14 protein-coding genes are annotated in these 17,812 nt (G+C 73.4%); 6 read left to right on the top strand and 8 right to left on the bottom strand.

The genetic code is table 11. The features are described 5' to 3' along the window. Window positions 1-2 precede the first annotated feature (2 nt). From cimA to R2737_08100, 3 genes are all read right to left on the bottom strand, one after another. Window positions 3-1,595 carry a citramalate synthase gene (cimA, locus tag R2737_08110; protein ID MEZ5116218.1) on the bottom strand — a complete coding sequence of 531 codons (1,593 nt, stop codon included), beginning with the start codon at window positions 1,593-1,595 and terminating at the stop codon, window positions 3-5. A gap of 176 nt (window positions 1,596-1,771) precedes the next feature. Beyond that, complete coding sequence (locus R2737_08105) at window positions 1,772-2,941, bottom strand: branched-chain amino acid aminotransferase (protein MEZ5116217.1); 1,170 nt, start codon at window positions 2,939-2,941, stop codon at window positions 1,772-1,774. A 68-nt stretch (window positions 2,942-3,009) separates the two neighbouring features. After that, complete coding sequence (locus R2737_08100) at window positions 3,010-4,056, bottom strand: 3-isopropylmalate dehydrogenase (protein MEZ5116216.1); 1,047 nt, start codon at window positions 4,054-4,056, stop codon at window positions 3,010-3,012. Between the two features lie 106 nt (window positions 4,057-4,162). On the opposite strand from R2737_08100, the gene R2737_08095 reads away from it, so the two are divergent. Both R2737_08095 and leuA read left to right on the top strand, forming a co-directional pair. Further along, complete coding sequence (locus R2737_08095; GenBank protein MEZ5116215.1) at window positions 4,163-4,666, top strand: hypothetical protein; 504 nt, start codon at window positions 4,163-4,165, stop codon at window positions 4,664-4,666. A 197-nt stretch (window positions 4,667-4,863) separates the two neighbouring features. Beyond that, window positions 4,864-6,621, top strand: a complete 1,758-nt coding sequence (gene leuA / locus R2737_08090; GenBank protein ID MEZ5116214.1) for a 2-isopropylmalate synthase — start codon at window positions 4,864-4,866, stop codon at window positions 6,619-6,621. Between the two features lie 61 nt (window positions 6,622-6,682). Here the strand turns inward: leuA and R2737_08085 are convergent, their stop codons facing one another. The 5 genes from R2737_08085 to R2737_08065 all read right to left on the bottom strand — a co-directional run bounded on the left by R2737_08085 (window position 6,683) and on the right by R2737_08065 (window position 12,982). Next, on the bottom strand, window positions 6,683-7,684 hold the full coding sequence (locus R2737_08085) for an NAD-dependent epimerase/dehydratase family protein (GenBank protein ID MEZ5116213.1): 1,002 nt from the start codon (window positions 7,682-7,684) through the stop codon (window positions 6,683-6,685). A 109-nt stretch (window positions 7,685-7,793) separates the two neighbouring features. After that, complete coding sequence (gene serA, locus R2737_08080) at window positions 7,794-9,380, bottom strand: phosphoglycerate dehydrogenase (protein ID MEZ5116212.1); 1,587 nt, start codon at window positions 9,378-9,380, stop codon at window positions 7,794-7,796. A 114-nt stretch (window positions 9,381-9,494) separates the two neighbouring features. Further along, complete coding sequence (ilvC, locus tag R2737_08075; GenBank protein ID MEZ5116211.1) at window positions 9,495-10,514, bottom strand: ketol-acid reductoisomerase; 1,020 nt, start codon at window positions 10,512-10,514, stop codon at window positions 9,495-9,497. A 135-nt stretch (window positions 10,515-10,649) separates the two neighbouring features. After that, a complete protein-coding gene (gene ilvN / locus R2737_08070; protein ID MEZ5116210.1) occupies window positions 10,650-11,174 on the bottom strand; it encodes an acetolactate synthase small subunit in 525 nt (174 codons plus the stop codon). Continuing rightward, window positions 11,174-12,982 carry an acetolactate synthase large subunit gene (locus R2737_08065; GenBank protein ID MEZ5116209.1) on the bottom strand — a complete coding sequence of 603 codons (1,809 nt, stop codon included), beginning with the start codon at window positions 12,980-12,982 and terminating at the stop codon, window positions 11,174-11,176. Before R2737_08065 ends, ilvN begins: the two co-directional genes overlap by 1 nt. Before the next feature lie 533 nt (window positions 12,983-13,515). On the opposite strand from R2737_08065, the gene R2737_08060 reads away from it, so the two are divergent. The 4 genes from R2737_08060 (at window position 13,516) to R2737_08045 (ending at window position 17,805) form a co-directional block, all read left to right on the top strand. Further along, a complete protein-coding gene (locus tag R2737_08060; GenBank protein MEZ5116208.1) occupies window positions 13,516-13,974 on the top strand; it encodes a hypothetical protein in 459 nt (152 codons plus the stop codon). Window positions 13,975-14,087: 113 nt separating this feature from the next. Beyond that, on the top strand, window positions 14,088-14,723 hold the full coding sequence (locus R2737_08055) for a sigma-70 family RNA polymerase sigma factor (GenBank protein MEZ5116207.1): 636 nt from the start codon (window positions 14,088-14,090) through the stop codon (window positions 14,721-14,723). Continuing rightward, window positions 14,720-15,175, top strand: a complete 456-nt coding sequence (locus tag R2737_08050) for a hypothetical protein (protein ID MEZ5116206.1) — start codon at window positions 14,720-14,722, stop codon at window positions 15,173-15,175. Before R2737_08055 ends, R2737_08050 begins: the two co-directional genes overlap by 4 nt. Before the next feature lie 23 nt (window positions 15,176-15,198). Beyond that, window positions 15,199-17,805 (top strand): CHAT domain-containing protein, encoded by a 2,607-nt coding sequence (locus R2737_08045; protein ID MEZ5116205.1) that lies wholly within the window; start codon window positions 15,199-15,201, stop codon window positions 17,803-17,805. Window positions 17,806-17,812 lie beyond the last annotated feature (7 nt).

Below are 17,812 nucleotides of genomic sequence, written 5' to 3'. Positions count from 1 at the left end.
GGTCAGCCGGCCTCGCGGCCGGCCCGGAGCAGGCCGTACGCGACCGCGTCCTCCACCGCGGTCCACGAGGCCGCGATCACGTTCTCGTGCACCCCGACGGTGGTCCAGTCGCTGTCCCCGTCGGTGGTGTCGATGAGCACCCGGGTGACCGCCCCCGTGCCCTGGACGCCGTCGAGGATGCGGACCTTGTAGTCGGCCAGCTTCAGCTTCTCCAGCTCGGGGAAGATCTGCACGACCGCGCCGCGCAGCGCGTTGTCCAGGGCGTTGACGGGGCCGTTGCCCTCCGCGGTGGAGATGATCCGCTCGCCGGCGGCGCGCACCTTGACCGTGGCCTCGCTGACGACCTGGCCGTCGACGCGCTGCTCGACGATCGTGCGCCAGGACTCGACGGTGAAGTGCCGCCGCCGCTCCCCCCGCATCTCGTCGCGCATCAGCAGCTCGAACGACGCGTCGGCCGCCTCGAACGTCCACCCGCGCGACTCCAGGTCCTTGACCCGGTCGACGACCCGGCCGAGCACCTCGGGGTCGCCGCTCAGGTCGTAGCCCAGCTCGCGGCCCTTCAGCTCCACCGACGCGCGCCCGGCCATCTCGGTGACCAGGACGCGCATGTCGTTGCCGACCTCCTCCGCGTCGCAGTGGTTGTACAGGTCCGCGTTGACCCGCAGCGCGCTGGCGTGCAGACCGGCCTTGTGCGCGAAGGACGAGACCCCGGCGTACGGCTGGTGAGTGTCCGGCGGCAGGTTGGCGATCTCGGCGATGGCGTGGGAGACCCGCACGGTCTCCCGCAGCCGACCCGGCGGCAGCACCTTCATGCCCAGCTTGAGCTCGAGGTTGGGCACGACGACGAACAGGTCTGCGTTGCCGGTGCGCTCGCCGTAGCCGTTGGCGGTGCACTGCACGTGGGTGGCACCGGCCTCGACCGCAGCCACGGAGTTGGCCACCGCGCAGCCGGTGTCGTCCTGGCAGTGGATGCCCAGCCGCACCCCGCTGCGCGCCAGCACGTCCGACACCACCCGGTGGATCCCGCCGGGGAGCATGCCCCCGTTGGTGTCGCACAGTACGCCGACGTCGGCGCCCGCCTCCGCGGCCGCGACGAGCAGCCGTACGCCGTAGTCCGGGTCGTGCCGGTAGCCGTCGAAGAAGTGCTCGAGGTCGACGAACACCCTCCGGCCCTCGCCCACCAGGTAGGCCACCGTGTCGGTGACCATGGCCAGGTTCTCCTCGTTGGTCGTGCGCAGGGCCTCCGCGACATGGCGGACGTCGGACTTGGCGACCAGCGTGACGACGGGAGCCTGGCTCTCCAGCAGCGCGCGCACCTGGCCGTCGTCCTGGACCCGTACCCCGGCCTTCCGCGTCGACCCGAACGCGACCAGCTCGGCGTTGACCAGGTCGAGTTCGGTCCGTGCACGCTGGAAGAACTCGGTGTCCTTGGGCAGCGCCCCGGGCCAGCCGCCCTCGATGAAGGCGACTCCGTAGTCGTCCAGCAGCCGCGCCACGGCGAGCTTGTCGTTGACCGAGTACGAGATTCCCTCGCGCTGGGCGCCGTCGCGCAGGGTCGTGTCGTAGACGTGGAACTCGTCCGAGGGGCGGGTCATGCCGGTCGTCCTTCTCCAACGAAAAACCCCCTCGCCGTCTGGCGTAGGGGGTCAGCGCGTCGACGCGGTGCGTGTCGACGCGCTAGCGAATGATGATGACGTGGGACGTCACGGGGACAGTGTGGCACAGCCCCGGGAGCGCGGCGGCCCCCGGGGCTGACGTCACAAGCAGCGCCTCAGCAGATTCCGTGCAGCCAGCCGTGCCGGTCCGGCGCGGCCCCGGTCTGGATGTCCAGCAGCGCCTGCCGCAGCCGCATCGTCACCGGGCCCGGCGAGCCGCTGCCCACGGTCCAGGCGCCCGACGTGCGCGACTTCACCTCGCCGACCGGCGTGATGACCGCGGCGGTGCCGCAGGCGAAGACCTCGCTGATCTCGCCGGACTCGTTGCCCGCACGCCAGTCGTCGACGCTGATGCGACCCTCCTCGGCACGCAGGCCGAGCTCTTCGGCGACCACCAGCAGCGACTCGCGGGTGATGCCCGGCAGCAGCGTGCCGGTGAGCTGGGGCGTGACCAGCCGCACCGAGTCGCCGGTCCCGTACACGAAGTACAGGTTCATCCCGCCCATCTCCTCGACCCAGCGGCGCTCCACCGCGTCGAGCCAGACCACCTGGTCGCAGCCGTGCGCGATGGCCTCGGCCTGGGCGACGAGGGAGGCGGCGTAGTTGCCCGCGCACTTGGCCTCACCGGTGCCGCCGGGAGCGGCACGGACGTAGTCGTCGGACAGCCACACGCTGACCGGCTGGACGCCGCGGGGGAAGTACGCCCCGGCGGGCGAGGCGATCAGCAGGAAGTCGTACGCGTTGGCCGGACGCACGCCCAGCCCCACCTCGGTGGAGTACATGAACGGGCGCAGGTAGAGCGACTTCTCCGGACCGGGCGGGACCCAGTCGCGGTCGGCGCGCACCAGCGCCTCGATCGAGCCGAGGAACAGCTCCACCGGCGGCTCGGGCATCGCGAGCCTGCGCGCCGACCGCTTCATCCGGCCGGCGTTGGCGAACGGCCGGAACGTCTTGATCGAGCCGTCGGCGTGCCGGTAGGCCTTCAGCCCCTCGAAGATGGACTGGCCGTAGTGCAGCGAGTTGGTGGCCGGGTCGAGCGTGATCGGGCCGTACGGCACCAGTTCCGCGTCGTGCCAGCCCCGGTCCTCGCTCCAGCGGGCGCGCACCATGTGGTCGGTGAAGTGCCGGCCGAAGCCCGGGTTGTCGAGGATCGCGTCGCGATCGGCGGCGCTGCGGCGGTGGTCGGACGGGTGCAGGGAGATCGGCCACAGGGCGGTGCCCTGGTCCGGAGCGGCCGCGGACGGGGTCGCGGGCGCGTCGACGGAATCGGAGGTGGTCGAGGACATGGTCGGACGTTACCCCTTCGGGCGGGTCCCGGTCGGCGGGACGGCGGGCTGACGGCTGGGTGCGGGCGTCAGCCGGATACTCGCGCCGCCAGCGCGTCGCCGACCTGGGCGGTCGATCGGCCGGCGTCGCCACGGGTCGCCAGGTCGTCGGAGACGGCCCGCTCGACCTCGGCCGCGGCCTCGGACGCGCCGAGGTGGTCCAGCATCATCGCGACCGAGAGCACGGTGGCGGTCGGGTCCGCCTTCCCCTGGCCGGCGATGTCGGGGGCCGACCCGTGGACCGGCTCGAACATGCTGGGGTTCGTGCGGCTGGGGTCGAGGTTGCCGCTGGCCGCCAGCCCGATGCCGCCAGCGATCGCCGCGCCGAGGTCGGTGAGGATGTCGCCGAACAGGTTGTCGGTCACGACGACGTCGAATCGCTCGGGCTGGGTGAGGAAGAACATCGACGCGGCATCGACGTGCAGGTAGTCGGTCTGCACCCCGGGGTACTCCGCCGCCACCCGGTCGAACGTGCGCTGCCACAGGCTGCCCGCATGCACCAGGACGTTGGTCTTGTGGACCAGCGTGAGCTTGTTGCGTCGACGGGTGGCGCGCTCGAACGCGTCCCGCACGATCCGCTCGACGCCGTACGCGGTGTTGAGGCTCTCCTCGGTCGCCACCTCGTGCGCGGTGCCACGGCGCAGGAAGCCGCCGGCACCGGCGTACGGACCCTCGGTGCCCTCACGGCACACCACGAAGTCGATGTCCTCCGGCCCCTTCCCCGCCAGCGGGCCGCTGACGCCGGGGAACAGCCGGACCGGGCGCAGGTTGACGTGGTGGTCGAGCAGGAAGCGCAGCGGGAGCAGGACTCCGCGCTCCAGGACTCCCGGCGGGACGCTGGGGTCACCGATCGCGCCGAGCAGGATCGCGTCGTGCCCGCGCAGCTCCTCCACGACGCTGTCCGGGAGCGTCTCCCCAGTGGCGTTGTAGCGCCGGGCACCGAGGTCGTACTCGGTCCGCTCGAACGCCAGGCCGTGCCGCGAGCCGACGGCGTCGAGCACCTTCAGGCCCTCCGCGACGACCTCGGTGCCGATGCCGTCGCCGGGGATCACCGCCAGCCGGAGGGTGCGCGTCATGCCGCCGGAGCCTAGCGCTGTGTCTCGCTGACCGGACGGAACGTCCGGATGATGGACATCGAGCGGTCCTCGACGGGGCGCCGCGGGGACGGCATGATCGCCGGCCATGACCCGTCGCCCGGCCCTCGCCGCCCTCGTCCTAGCCGTCACCGCCCTGCTCGCCCCCGCCGTCGCGCAGCCGGCCACCGCGGCCGAGGCCCGCGCGACGACCCTGACGTTCCGGATGACGGTGTCGAGCACGGGCACCGAGCTCACGACCCTGCCGGGCGGCCACGTGTACGGGTCGAACCGCCTGGTCGGATCCACGACCTGGGCCGGGCGGAAGGCGAGGGTGGTGTTCCTGGCCCTGGTCGACTACACCGACGGGTCCGGACCGTTCACCGGGCAGCTGACCATCACCCGGTCCGACGGAACCCGGCTGGGGCTGTCCGTCGGCGGCGCCGCGGTGGCCGTGCCGACCGGCGCGACCCGCTTCACGGGGTCGGTCGCCGTGATCGGCGGCAGCGGCGGCTACGCCGGAGCCACCGGGGCCGGCACGCTCACCGGCGCCCGCACGGCCGCGCTCGGGGGTGCGGTCGCGCTCAAGGTGACCGTGACGGTCCTGCGCTGACCGCGGGGGCCGGTTCCGGTGGCCCGCCGTCGCGGGGGTGGCGTTCCCGCGGTCGCCTGCTACCCTCGCCTGGTCATGTCGTACGCCGGCCTGCTCCTTAGCGGCCGCGACGGGGCCCGCTGACCGACCGGCCTCCTCGTCGCGGGGATTCGCGCGCGCCGGTCGTCCCCCTCGACGATCACTCGCAGGAGACAGCCGTGACCAGCACGTACGACGTACGCAACGCCCAGCAGCCCTCGCCGATGCCGTGGCAGCGCTACCGGGCGTTCACCCCCATCGACCTGCCCGACCGCACCTGGCCGTCGAGGACCATCACCCAGGCGCCGCGCTGGTGCGCGGTGGACCTGCGGGACGGCAACCAGGCGCTCATCGACCCCATGACGCCCGCCCGGAAGCGGCGGATGTTCGACCTGCTCGTCCGGATGGGCTACAAGGAGATCGAGGTCGGGTTCCCGTCGGCCTCGCAGACCGACTTCGACTTCGTCCGCGAGCTGATCGAGCAGGACGCGATCCCGGACGACGTGGTCATCCAGGTGCTGACCCAGTCGCGCGAGCACCTGATCGAGCGGACGTACGAGGCGATCGCGGGCGCCAAGCAGGCGATCGTGCACCTCTACAACTCCACGTCGACGCTGCAGCGGCGTGTGGTGTTCGGCCTGGACCGCGACGGCATCAAGGACATCGCCGTCCACGGCGCGCAGCTGGTGAAGAAGTACGCCGAGCAGATGGCCGGTGACACCGAGGTCTTCTTCGAGTACTCCCCCGAGTCGTTCACCGGCACCGAGCTGGAGTACGCCGTCGAGGTGTGCAACGCGGTCACCGACGTGTGGCAGCCGACGCCGGACCGCAAGGTGATCCTCAACCTGCCGGCCACCGTCGAGATGGCCACGCCGAACGTGTACGCCGACCAGATCGAGTGGATGAACCGGCACCTGCACCACCGCGACTCCGTGGTGCTGTCCCTGCACCCCCACAACGACCGCGGGACGGCCGTGGCCGCGGCGGAGCTGGGCTACCTGGCCGGTGCGGACCGGATCGAGGGCTGCCTGTTCGGCAACGGCGAGCGGACCGGCAACGTCTGCCTGGTCACGCTGGGCATGAACCTGTTCAGCCAGGGCATCGACCCGCAGATCGACTTCAGCGACATCGACGAGATCCGCCGCACCGTGGAGTACTGCAACCAGCTGCCGGTCAACGAGCGGCACCCCTACGGCGGCGACCTGGTCTACACCGCGTTCTCCGGCTCGCACCAGGACGCGATCAACAAGGGCCTGCGCGCGCTGGCGGACGAGGCCGACGAGGCCGGCGTCGAGGTGGACGACTTCCGCTGGGAGGTCCCGTACCTGCCGATCGATCCCAAGGACGTGGGGCGCACCTACGAGGCCGTGATCCGGGTCAACTCGCAGTCGGGCAAGGGCGGCGTCGCGTACATCATGCGCACCGAGCACCGGCTGGAGCTGCCGCGCCGGCTGCAGATCGAGTTCTCCCAGGTGGTGCAGCAGCACACCGACCACGAAGGCGGCGAGGTCACCCCCGAGCAGATGTGGCAGGTGTTCGCCGACGAGTACCTCCCGACCCCGCAACACACCTGGGGTCGGTTCCGGCTGGTGTCGGTGAAGCAGGACTCCGACGTCGACGGCGACACCACGGTCGACGTGGTGCTCCGCGACCGGGTGGAGGACACCGAGGTCGCGCTCAGCGGCACCGGGAACGGCCCGATCGCTGCCTTCTGCGTGGCGCTGCAGGACTACGGGATCGACGTACGCGTCCTCGACTACGCCGAGCACGCCATGTCGGCCGGCGGCGACGCGACGGCAGCGTCGTACCTGGAGTGCGCGGTCGGCGGCCGGGTGCTGTGGGGCGTGGGGATCGACCCGTCGATCACGACGTCCTCGCTCAAGGCCGTGGTGAGCGCCGTCAACCGGGCCACCCGGCCCGCCCTGCGCACCGCCTAGTCCTCGTGCGTGTGGTGCCGGTTGTGCGCGCTGGCGCGCGCACAACCGGCACCACACGCGTCTAGCGGGGGGCCAGGTCGGCCAGCAGCCGGGCCTCGCGGTCCGGGTCCAGCCCGACGGGTGACCGGGGCGGGGGCGCACTGCCGTCGGCGTCGACCCGGCGGACCCAGTCCCAGGTGGCCGCGACGGTGTCGTCGGCCGGCCGCGAGCGCAGCCCCCAGGACCGCGCCCGCGACTCGTCGGAGTCCAGCAGCCCGTACCAGGGGTCGTTCCACGGGATCCACAGCGGCAGGTCGGTCCAGGGGGCCACTCCGGCGGCCACCAGCCGGTGGGGATCCACCCACACCAGGCGCGCCCGGCCCCCGGTGACCCGGACGCAGGCGCCCAGCACGTCGCCGAGGGTGACGTCACCGGCCGGCCGGACGACGTCGACGGGGCCGGAGCGTCCGTCCGCCAGGACGTCGCAGGCGAACCGGGCGAGGTCGCGCACGTCGACGTACTGCACGCCCAGGTCCGGCGGGGCGGGTGCGAGCACGTCGCCCCCGCGCGCGACACGGCGCAGCCACCAGGGCAGCCGCCCGACGTCCTCCCCCGGTCCGAGCACCAGGCCGCAGCGCAGGCTCACGACCCGGTCCGCGCCGAGCTCGCGCTCCAGCGCCAGCTCCGCCCCGCGCTTGTCCGCCGGATAGTCGGTCTGCCCCGCGTCCGGGTCGGCGTCGACCAGGGGGGCGCTCTCGTCGGCGCCGCGGGCGGGCGGCGGCGCGTACACCGAGCGGCTGGACACGTACGCCCACCGACCGGTCACTGGCGCGAGGACGGCGGCCGTGGCACGGGCGACGGCGGGTGCCCCGGACCAGGTGTCGACGACCAGGTCGTACGACCCGTCCGCCAGCCGCTCCAGGTCCGCGGGACGGGTACGGTCCACAGCGACGTGCCGCGCACCCGCGGGAGTGGGTCCGCTGCGCCCCCGGTGGGCGACCGTGACGTCCCAGCCGCGGGCCACGGCCTCGGCCGCCACGGCCGGTCCGGCGAACCGGGTCCCCCCGAGGATCAGCAGGCGCATCCCGGGAGCATGCCACCCCGGCCCAGTGGTGCCGGTTGCGCGAGCTGTAGCTCGCGCACCCGGCACCACAACGTCGGTGGCCCGATCCCGGCGGTGCCAGGGAGACGGGTCAGTCCAGGTCGACGGCGCGGGCGGAGTGGGCACCCACCTCGTCGCGGATCCGGTCCAGCGTCTCGGCCGGGATGGCCGAGTCCACCGTGAGCACGATGAGTGCGTGTCCGCCGACCAGGTCGCGGCCGACCTGCATGCCGCCGATGTTGATGCCGGCATCACCGAGGATGCGGCCCACGACACCCACGACGCCGGGGCGGTCGTGGTAGCGGAACAGCGCCATGTGCTCGCTGAGCGGGACGTCGACGTCGAACTCGTCGACCTCCACCAGCTTCTGCTGATCCCGAGGACCGGTGACCGTGCCGCCGACGGACACCGTGGACCCGTCCGTCAACGTGAGGCGCACGCGCACCAGCGACTTGTGGTCGGTGCTCTCCCGGTCGGTGGACAGGCACACCTCGACGCCGCGCTCGTGCGCCAGCACCGGGGCGTTGACGAACGACACCGGGTCGTCGACCAGCACCTGGAAGACACCCTTGAGCGCCGACAGCTCCAGCACCCGGACGTCGAGGTCCGCGGACTCCCCGCGCACCTCCACGTCGATGCGTACGGCCGCCGTCTCCGCCAGGCTGCTGGCGATCCGGCCGAGTCGCTCGGCCAGCGGGACCAGCGGCTTGAGCACCTCGTCCAGGACGCCGCCCTGCACGTTGACCGCGTCCGGCACCAGCTCGCCCGCCAGCGCCAGCCGGACCGACCGGGCGACGGCGATACCGGCCTTCTCCTGCGCCTCGTCGGTGCTGGCGCCCAGGTGCGGCGTGGCCACCACCGTGTCGAGGGCGAACAGCGGGGAGTCCGTGCACGGCTCCTTGGCGTAGACGTCGAGCCCGGCGCCGGCGATGCGGCCCTCCGTCATCGCGGTGAACAGCGCCGCCTCGTCGACGATCCCGCCACGGGCGGCGTTGACGATGTGCACCGTCGGCTTGACCAGCTTCAGCTGCTCCGCGCCGATGAGGCCGATCGTCTCCGGGGTCTTGGGCAGGTGCACGGTGATGAAGTCGCTCTCCTGCAGGAGCTCCTCAAGGGTGACCATGCGCACGCCGATCTGCGCGGCCCGGGCCGGCTGGACGTAGGGGTCGTACGCGATCAGGCGCACCCCGAACGCGGACAGCCGCTGGGCCACCAGGACGCCGATCCGCCCCAGCCCGACGACGCCCACGACCTTGTCGGACAGCTCCACACCGGAGTACTTCGACCGCTTCCACTCGCCCTGCTTGAGGGCCTGGTTGGCCGGCACGATGTTGCGCGCGCTGGCCAGCAGCAGCGCGACCGCGAGCTCCGCGGCGCTGATGATGTTGGAGGTGGGCGCGTTGACCACCATCACGCCGGCCTGCGTCGCGGCCTTGACGTCCACGTTGTCCAGGCCGACCCCGGCCCGAGCGACCACCTTCAGCCGCTTCGCGGCGGCGAGCGCCTCGGCGTCGATCTGGGTGGCCGAGCGGACCAGCACTGCGTCGACGTCGGCGATCGCCGGGAGCAGCGAGGCGCGGTCGGCGCCGTCGCAGTGGCGGATCTCGAAGTCGGGGCCGAGCGCCTCGACGGTGGCCGGGGAGAGCTCTTCGGCGATCAGGACGACAGGCTTGGACACGGCGGAACACCTTCGGGGAGAGGGAGCCTCAGCGAGGACCCGATTCTACCGGGGGCCTTGTGAACCCCTTCACGAGGTCCGGATACTGAGACACCCTCTCCCGAGAGGTGGGAATCAGCGTGCGGCGGTGCCCTCGGTGTAGTCGTCGTCGCCGGAGTCCACCCACGCCATCAGCTTGCGCAGCTCGCGTCCGGTCTGCTCGATCGGGTGCTGCTCGCCCTTGGCGCGCAGCGCCAGGAACTCCGGGCCACCGGCGTCCTGGTCGTCGATGAACCGCTGCGCGAAGGCGCCGTTCTGGACGTCGGCGAGCACGGCCTTCATGTTCTCCTTCACCCGCGGGTCGATGACCCGGGGACCGGAGACGTAGTCGCCGTACTCCGCGGTGTCGGAGACCGACCAGCGCTGCTTGGCGATGCCGCCCTCGTACATCAGGTCGACGATCAGCTTCAGCTCGTGCAGGCACTCGAAGTAGGCGACCTCCGGCTGATAGCCGGCCTCGACCAGGGTCTCGAAGCCGTACATGACCAGCTGCGAGGCCCCGCCGCACAGGACGGCCTGCTCGCCGAACAGGTCGGTCTCGGTCTCCTCGGTGAACGTGGTCTTGATGCCGCCCGCCCGCAGGCCGCCGATCGCCTTCGCGTACGACAGCGCCAGCGGCCAGGCCTCCCCGGTCGCGTCCTGCTCGACGGCGACCAGCACCGGGACGCCGCGGCCGGAGGCGTACTCGCGCCGGACCAGGTGGCCGGGGCCCTTCGGGGCCACCATGCACACGTCGACGAAGTCCGGCGGGGTGATGTAGCCGAACCGGATGTTGAAGCCGTGCGCGAAGAACAGCGCGTCGCCCTGCTGCAGGTTGGGCTCGATCGCCTCGGCGTAGAGCTTGCGCTGCGCCGGGTCCGGGACCAGGACCATGATCACGTCGGCCTCGGCCGCCGCGGTGGCCGGGTCCACGACCCGCAGGCCCTCCGCCTCGGCCTTGGCGCGGCTCTTGGAGCCCTCGGCCAGGCCGACGCGCACGTCGACGCCGGAGTCGCGCAGCGACAGCGCGTGGGCGTGGCCCTGGCTGCCGTAGCCGATGATGGCGACCACCCGGTTCTGGATGATCGACAGGTCGGCGTCGTCGTCGTAGAACATCTCGGCCACGGGGGCGTGCTCCTTCGTCGGTGCGGTGGGTGCGTACGGCGTTGCCGCGGTACGTCGTGGGTGCCTCGGTACGGCCAGGCGCTGCTCGGGGACGGCGCGGCGGCCGGTGCAGGGTATCCGGAGGGGTCAGGCCGGCCGGTCGGCGGCCCGCAGGGTGCGGTCGGTGATCGAGCGGGCCCCGCGGCCCACGGCCACGACCCCGGACTTCACCAGCTCCTTGACCCCGAACGGCTCGAGCACGCGCAGCAGCGCCTCGAGCTTGTCGTGGCTGCCGGTCGCCTCGATGGTGACGGCGTCGGCCGCCACGTCCACGACCTTCGCCCGGAACAGCTGCACGGTCTCGAGCACGTGCGACCGGGTCTCGAGGTCGGCGCGGACCTTCACCAGCATCAGCTCGCGCTGGACCGACGCCTCGGAGTCGAGCTCGACGATCTTGAGCACGTTGACCAGCTTGTTCAGCTGCTTGGTCACCTGCTCCAGCGGCAGCCCCTCGACGTTGACCACGATCGTCATCCGGGAGACCTCGGGCAGCTCGGTCGGACCGACCGCCAGCGACTCGATGTTGAAGCCGCGCCGGGAGAACAGGGCCGCGATGCGGGCCAGGACACCGGGCTTGTCCTCGACCAGGACGGACAGCGTGTGGCGGGACATCAGTCTTCCCTCTCCCACGTCGGCGCCATCTCGCGCGCGACCATGATGTCGTCGTTGCTCGTGCCGGCCGCGACCATCGGCCAGACCATGGCGTCCTTGTGCACCTGGAAGTCCACGACCACGGGCACGTCGTCGACGGCCATCGCCTTCTCGATCGTGGCGTCCACCTGGTCCGGGCTCTCGCACCGCAGGCCGACCGCGCCGTACGCCTCGGCCAGGCGCACGAAGTCGGGGAACCGGTGCGAGTGCAGGTCGGTGTTGGAGTAGCGCTCGTTGTAGAACAGCGTCTGCCACTGGCGGACCATCCCCAGGCTGCTGTTGTTGATCAGCGCCACCTTGATCGGGATGTTGTTGATCGTGCAGGTGGCCAGCTCCTGGTTGGTCATCTGGAAGCAGCCGTCGCCGTCGATCGCCCAGACCGTCTTCTCCGGCCGGCCGACCTTGGCGCCCATCGCCGCCGGGATCGCGAAGCCCATCGTGCCCAGGCCACCGGAGTTCAGCCAGGTGCCGGGGTTCTCGTACTGCACGAACTGCGCGGCCCACATCTGGTGCTGCCCGACGCCCGCCGCGTAGATCGCCTCCGGGCCCACGATCGCGCCGAGGCGCTCGATGACGTACTGCGGCGCCAGGGTGCCGTCGTCGGGGTGGCTCCAGCCCAGCGGGTAGGTGTCGCGCCAGCGGTTCAGCGTGACCCACCAGCCCTCGTAGTCGCCGACGCGGCCGGCGGCGTGCTCGGACTGGATGGCGGCGACCAGGTCGGCGATGACCTCCCGCGCGTCGCCCACGATCGGCACGTCGGCGGTGCGGTTCTTGGAGATCTCGGCCGGGTCGATGTCGGCGTGGATGACCTTGGCGTCGGGCGCGAACGACGACAGCTTGCCGGTCACCCGGTCGTCGAACCGCGCGCCGAGGGCGACGATGAGGTCGCTCTTCTGCAGCGCGCCGACCGCGGCCACGGTGCCGTGCATGCCCGGCATGCCGAGATGCTGCGGGTGGCTGTCGGGGAAGGCGCCGCGAGCCATCAGCGTGGTGACGACGGGGATGCCGGTGAGGTCGGCCAGCCGGCGCAGCTCGGCGCTGGCGCCCGCGCGGATGACGCCGCCGCCGACGTACAGCACCGGTCGGCGCGCCTCCACGATCATCCGCGCTGCCTCGCGCACCTGGCGCGCGTGCGGGCGGGTGGTCGGCCGGTAGCCGGGCAGGTCCAGGTGCTCGGGCCAGTGGAACTCGGTGGTCGACTGCAGCGCGTCCTTGGACACGTCCACCAGGACCGGGCCGGGTCGGCCGGTCCCGGCGAGGTGGAACGCCTCCGCGATCGCCCGCGGGATGTCTGCGGGGTCGGTGACCAGGTAGTTGTGCTTGGTGATCGGCATCGTGATGCCGCGGATGTCCGCCTCCTGGAAGGCGTCGGTGCCGATGGCGGAGCTGGGCACCTGCCCGGTCACCGCGACCATGGGGACCGAGTCCATGTAGGCGTCCGCGATCGGCGTCACCAGGTTGGTCGCGCCCGGGCCGCTGGTCGCCATGCACACGCCGACCCGGCCGGTCGCCGACGCGTAGCCCTCGGCCGCGTGCCCCGCGGCCTGCTCGTGCCGGACCAGGACGTGCCGGATCTGGTGGGAGTCCATCAGCGGGTCGTACGCCGGGAGGATCGCGCCACCGGGGATGCCGAAGACGGTGTCGACGCCAGCCGCCTCCAGGGAACGGATCAGGCTCTGGGCTCCGGTGATCTGCTCACTCATCGCGTCCTGCTCTTCGGTCGGGCCGGGTGTGTCGGGCTGCTCATGTAGGTCGGTGTGCGGGTCCATCGTCCCCCACCGCTCCCGCGCAATGAAAAACCCCCCGGCCCGGGTCGGGCAGCGAGGGGTGCGCGCGGGCTGGGTGGGGCTCAGCCTGCGCGCTGCGTGATTACGACGACGGTGTTGTGCACGGGGTCAGACTGACCGGGCTCCGACGGCGGTGTCAAGCCGCGCCCGGCCTGTCTCGCCATCCGAGACGCCGCGAGAAGTCGTTCCGCGCGGACGTATCAGGGCGCACGGTCCGCGCTCTGTACGGGTGTCAGCAACCACGACCCGCGACCACCCGGTCCGGCCGAACGAAGTCGAGTCAGCCATGAACCGACACCCCGGAGCCACGCGACTGCCCCGCCTCGTGCGGGACGCGTTGGCGCTGTGCTGCACCGCCGTCCTGCCCGGACGCCGGCCGGCGTGGCGTCCTCCGGTCCCCCTCACCGGGCTGCTCGAGCACCTCGGCCGGACCGGACTCGCCCCGGCCTGACCGGTTTCGCACCGGCTCCACCCACCCGTCCGCACATCAGCACTGCACACGAGGAGACATCGTCATGACCAGCATCACCGCCACCCCGTCCCCGTCCACCGGCTCGCCGCGCATCAGCACCGGCTGGCTCGTCACCGGCATCGCCGCGACCGGCCTGGTCGCGCTCGGTCTCGTCGTCGTGCCGAAACTCGGCACCGACACGGGGACGACCAGCACCACCACCTCGACCGTCGTCCAGCACGCCCGAGCCGGTGGCCCGGACGCCCTGGCGGCCCACCGGGCGCCGAGTGCGGTCCGTGGCCCGTCGGCCGTCGACGTCGAGCGCCACTACTACGGCTCGGTCGCCGGCGTGGCCTCCGCGCCGCAGACGCCGGCGCGGGCCGGCGGCCCGGACGCCCTGGCCCAGCACCACGCGACCGCCGGGGTCCTCGGCGCCTCCCAGGAGTCGCTGGAGATGCACTTCGGCACCAGCACGTCGACCAGCCCGCTGCGGGTCGGTGTGCCCAAGCGCGGATACCGCTGAGGGGGGATGCAGGTCCCGGGGGCGTATCGCCCCCGGGACCTGCGGCTCACCCGGCCCGGGCAAAGCACGCGCCCCGATCACGCAGGAGGAGCACAATGCGACCGGGAGGGACGATGCCGCGTCACGCTGCCGTCACGGCCGACCTCGAGGGCCTGCTCACCGCCGCCGCCTCGGGCGACCAGGCGTCCTGGTCGGCCCTCGTGGACCGCTTCTCCGGCCTGCTCTGGTCCATCGCCCGGTCGTTCCGGCTCCCGACGGCCGAGGCCGCCGACGTCGTCCAGACCACCTGGCTGCGCCTCGTCGAGAACCTGGACCGGATCGAGGAGCCCGAGCGGCTGGCGTCCTGGCTGGCCACGACGGCGCGACGCGAGTGCCTGCACGCCCAGCGCCGGGGCCGCCGTGAGTCCCCGGTCCCCGCGGACGAGACCTTCTCGACCGTGGCCGACGGGGCTGACCCGCTCGACGCCGCGCTGCTGGCCGACGAGCGGGACGCCGAGCTGTGGCGGGTGTTCGAGCTGCTGCCCGAACGGTGTCGACGCCTGCTCCGGGTCCTGGCGGCCACCCCCGCGCCCGGCTACGCCGAGGTCGCCGCCGCCCTGGACATGCCCATCGGCAGCATCGGACCCACTCGTTCCCGCTGCCTGGCCCGGCTCCGCGAGTCGGCGATGACATCGCCGCTGCTCGCCGACGAGGCCGCCGGCCCGGCCGACGGAACCACAGACCGACACAGAGAGGACGGCGCACCATGAGCGCCACCGACGACCTGTGGGAGGAGCGCCTCCGCGACGCCGCCGCGCAGGCCGACCCACCGCCCGACTCCGTTTTGGAGGCGGCCCGGGCCGCGCTGGCCCTGCGCTCCCTGGACGCGGAGCTGGCCACGCTCACCGCCGACTCCTGGGCGGATGTGGAGACGGTCACCACGCGCGCAGTCACCGCCGACGTGCGCATGCTCACCTTCGAGTGCGGGGAGGTCACCCTTGAGATCGACGTCGAGACCGACCACGTGACCGGGCTGCGGTCCCTGCGCGGGGTGGTGGTGGGCGACGTCGTGGGCCTCACCCTGGTCCACCCGGACCGGCGGGCACCGCTCCCGTTGGAGTCCGGCTCCTTCGAGGCCCGCGACCTCCCGGCCGGTCCGGTCCGGATCGAGGCAGTCACCGCGGATGGCCGTCGCGTCACCACGACCTGGGTGACGCTCTGACCGCTCGGCCCGCCGACGGGACGGTGGCCGACCTCACCGCCGCCGCCCGGGACATCCTCGACCTCGCCGGCCGGGACCCGGCCGACGCGCTGGCCCGGGCGGACGCGCTGACGTCCCGGCTCCCGAGCCGGCCCGTGGGCGAGGCCGCTCGCGCGGCCGCGGTCGCGCACCGCGCCGCCGCTCTGGCCCTCCTCGCCCGCGGCGACCCCACCGAGGCGGAACGCCGGCTGCGTCGGGCCGAGAGGCTGGGCCTGCGGTCCGGGGACTCCGAGGTCACCGCGCAGGCGCGGATGTCGTTGGCCTATGCGCTGCTGGAGCAGGGCCGCATGCGCGCGGCGATCGCCGCCGCGGACCGCGCGGCCCCCGGACTGGCCGGCACGCAGTCGGCCCGGCTCCAGGTGCAGCGCGCCACCGTGCTGGCCCGCAGCGGGCGCACGCGGGCGGCCCTCGATGCCTACACGGCCGCCCTGCCGGCGCTCGGCCTGGCCGGCGACGACCTGTGGCGGGCCCGCGCGCTGAACAACCGGGCCCTGCTGCTCGCCTACCTGGGCGACCCGCGGGCCGCCCAGAAGGACCTCGGCCGGGCCCGCGAGCTCGCCCTGGCGGTCGGCGAGACCGTCCTCGCCGCGTGGACGCTGTGCAACCTGGCCTGGATCGCCGGGATGTCCGGTGACATCCCCCGGGCGCTGGCGCTGTACGAGGAGGCCGAGGTCGAGTGCGCCGGGCTCGACGTGCCCGAACGGCACGTGGACCGAGCGGAGGTGCTGCTCCGGGCCGGCCTGTACGCGGAGGCCCGCGCCGCGGCCGAGCAGGTTGCCGGGACGCTCGTCGGCAGCGGGTGGGAGTCGCTGCGAGCCGAGGCCGTGCTCCTGCATGCGCAGTGCGCCCTGGCCGCGGGCGACCCGGACACCGCGGCGCGGGAGGGGGACCGGGCCGCCCGCCTGCTGGCGGCGCAGGGGCGGGCCGGCTGGCAGCGGCTCGCGGACTACGTCCGGGTGCGCGCCCGGCCGGGCGACGCGGGCAGGAGCCTGCGGGTCGCCCGCCAGTTGGAGCAGGCCGGCTGGACCACGCACGCCGCCGACCTCCGGCTCGCGGTCGCTGCCGCTGCCCTGGACGCGGGGCGGGGTCCGGCGGCGGCACGGGTGCTCGCACCGCTCGCCGCCACCCGGACCACCCGTCCCTCCCTGCTGCGCCGGGTGCTGCATGCCCGTGGCCTCGTCGCGGCGGCGGAGGGGGACTTCCGCCGGGCCGATCGCGAGCTGCGGCGGACCTGGGACCGGATCGAGGCGGACCGGGAGCTGCGGGGAGCGGCCGAACTGCGCGCGCTGGTGGCGCCGCAGGCACGGGATCTGGTCGCCACCGGGCTCCGTCTCGCCGTCGACCGCGGCTCCGAGGCAGCCACGCTGGCCTGGGCCGAGCGGGGACGGGCCGCGCACCTGCGGCATCCCCGCGTCCGCCCACCGCGGGACCGCGAGCTGGCCGCAGCGCTGGACGAGCTCCGCACGGCGGCGCGGGAGGAGGAGCAGACGCTGCTCGACGGCGCCTCGTCGTCCCCCGCAGCCGGGCGCCGGGCCCGGGCCGAGCGCCGAGTCGTGACGCTGGCCCGGACCGTCCCGGGCGCGGGGCCCGTCCGGTGGCGGACATCCGCACGGTCGGTGCGCTCCGCACTCGACCCGGACACCGTCGTGGTGCAGTACGCCGAGGTCCGGGGGGCGCTGGTGGCCGTGGTGACCGACCGGACCCGGAGCCGGCTGTTCGAGCTGGCCCCCGTCGCGACCGTCGCCGCCGCCCTGCGGCGGGGGGCGTTCGGGCTGGGCCGGGTCGCCAGCGGGTTCGGCACGACCGCCGGTCGGGCCGCGGCGTGGGCCTCGGTGCACGACGCGGCCGCCGCGCTGGACCGGTTGCTGCTCCTGCCCTGGTCGCAGGGCCTGGCGGACCGGTCGCTGGTGGTCTCACCCACGTCCGCACTGAGCGAGGTCCCTTGGTCCGTCCTGCCGAGCTGCCGGGCTCGGCCCGTGAGCGTGGCTCCGTCGCTGAGCGCGTGGTGCCGTGAGCGAACCCGAAACCGCCCCCCGCGGCTGCGGGCGTTGGCGGCGGCCGGCCCGGGTCTCGCCCAGGCCGCCCCCGAGGCACGGACGGTGGCGGCGTGCTATCCCAGCGGTCGAACCCTGGCCGGCGAGCGGTCGACGGTCGCAGCGGTGCTGTCGGGGCTCGGCGCCAGCGACGTGGCCCACCTGGCCGCGCACGGTCGACTGCGTGCCGACAACCCGCTGCTGTCGGAGGTCACCCTGGCCGACGGGCCGCTGACCGGCTACGACCTGGAGCGGGTGGAGGGGATGCCTCGCACCGTGGTGCTGCCCTCCTGCCACGCCGGACGGGGTCGCGCCCCCGCCGGGGACGAGACCCTCGGACTGGCCTGGACCCTCCTCGCGGGAGGTGCCGGTGAGGTCGTGGCCCCCCTCACCGCGGTGCCGGACGACCTCACCGCCGCTCTCATGGTCGCCCTGCACCGGCGGCTCGCTGCGCAGGAGCCGGCAGCGGCCGCGCTGGCCGCGGTGCAGGCCGCGATCGACCCCGACGACGCGCGCGCGGCAGCGACCGCGGCGTCGTTCGTGGTCTTCGGCGGGTAGCGGCGAC

Source organism: Candidatus Nanopelagicales bacterium, from assembly GCA_041393815.1.
Lineage (GTDB): Bacteria > Actinomycetota > Actinomycetes > S36-B12 > JAWKJK01 > JAWKJK01.
Note: the sequence above shows the minus strand (reverse complement) of the source record. Positions and strands in the feature narration are given on the sequence as shown.

What these genes read in the sequence shown, in the direction of transcription:
- cimA (MEZ5116218.1), bottom strand. Translation starts at nt 1,595, where the DNA reads ATGACCCGCCCCTCGGACGAGTTCCACGTCTACGACACGACCCTGCGC.
- R2737_08105 (MEZ5116217.1), bottom strand. Translation starts at nt 2,941, where the DNA reads ATGTCCTCGACCACCTCCGATTCCGTCGACGCGCCCGCGACCCCGTCC.
- R2737_08100 (MEZ5116216.1), bottom strand. Translation starts at nt 4,056, where the DNA reads ATGACGCGCACCCTCCGGCTGGCGGTGATCCCCGGCGACGGCATCGGC.
- R2737_08095 (MEZ5116215.1), top strand. Translation starts at nt 4,163, where the DNA reads ATGACCCGTCGCCCGGCCCTCGCCGCCCTCGTCCTAGCCGTCACCGCC.
- R2737_08085 (MEZ5116213.1), bottom strand. Translation starts at nt 7,684, where the DNA reads ATGCGCCTGCTGATCCTCGGGGGGACCCGGTTCGCCGGACCGGCCGTG.
- ilvC (MEZ5116211.1), bottom strand. Translation starts at nt 10,514, where the DNA reads ATGTTCTACGACGACGACGCCGACCTGTCGATCATCCAGAACCGGGTG.
- ilvN (MEZ5116210.1), bottom strand. Translation starts at nt 11,174, where the DNA reads ATGTCCCGCCACACGCTGTCCGTCCTGGTCGAGGACAAGCCCGGTGTC.
- R2737_08065 (MEZ5116209.1), bottom strand. Translation starts at nt 12,982, where the DNA reads ATGGACCCGCACACCGACCTACATGAGCAGCCCGACACACCCGGCCCG.
- R2737_08060 (MEZ5116208.1), top strand. Translation starts at nt 13,516, where the DNA reads ATGACCAGCATCACCGCCACCCCGTCCCCGTCCACCGGCTCGCCGCGC.
- R2737_08055 (MEZ5116207.1), top strand. Translation starts at nt 14,088, where the DNA reads ATGCCGCGTCACGCTGCCGTCACGGCCGACCTCGAGGGCCTGCTCACC.
- R2737_08050 (MEZ5116206.1), top strand. Translation starts at nt 14,720, where the DNA reads ATGAGCGCCACCGACGACCTGTGGGAGGAGCGCCTCCGCGACGCCGCC.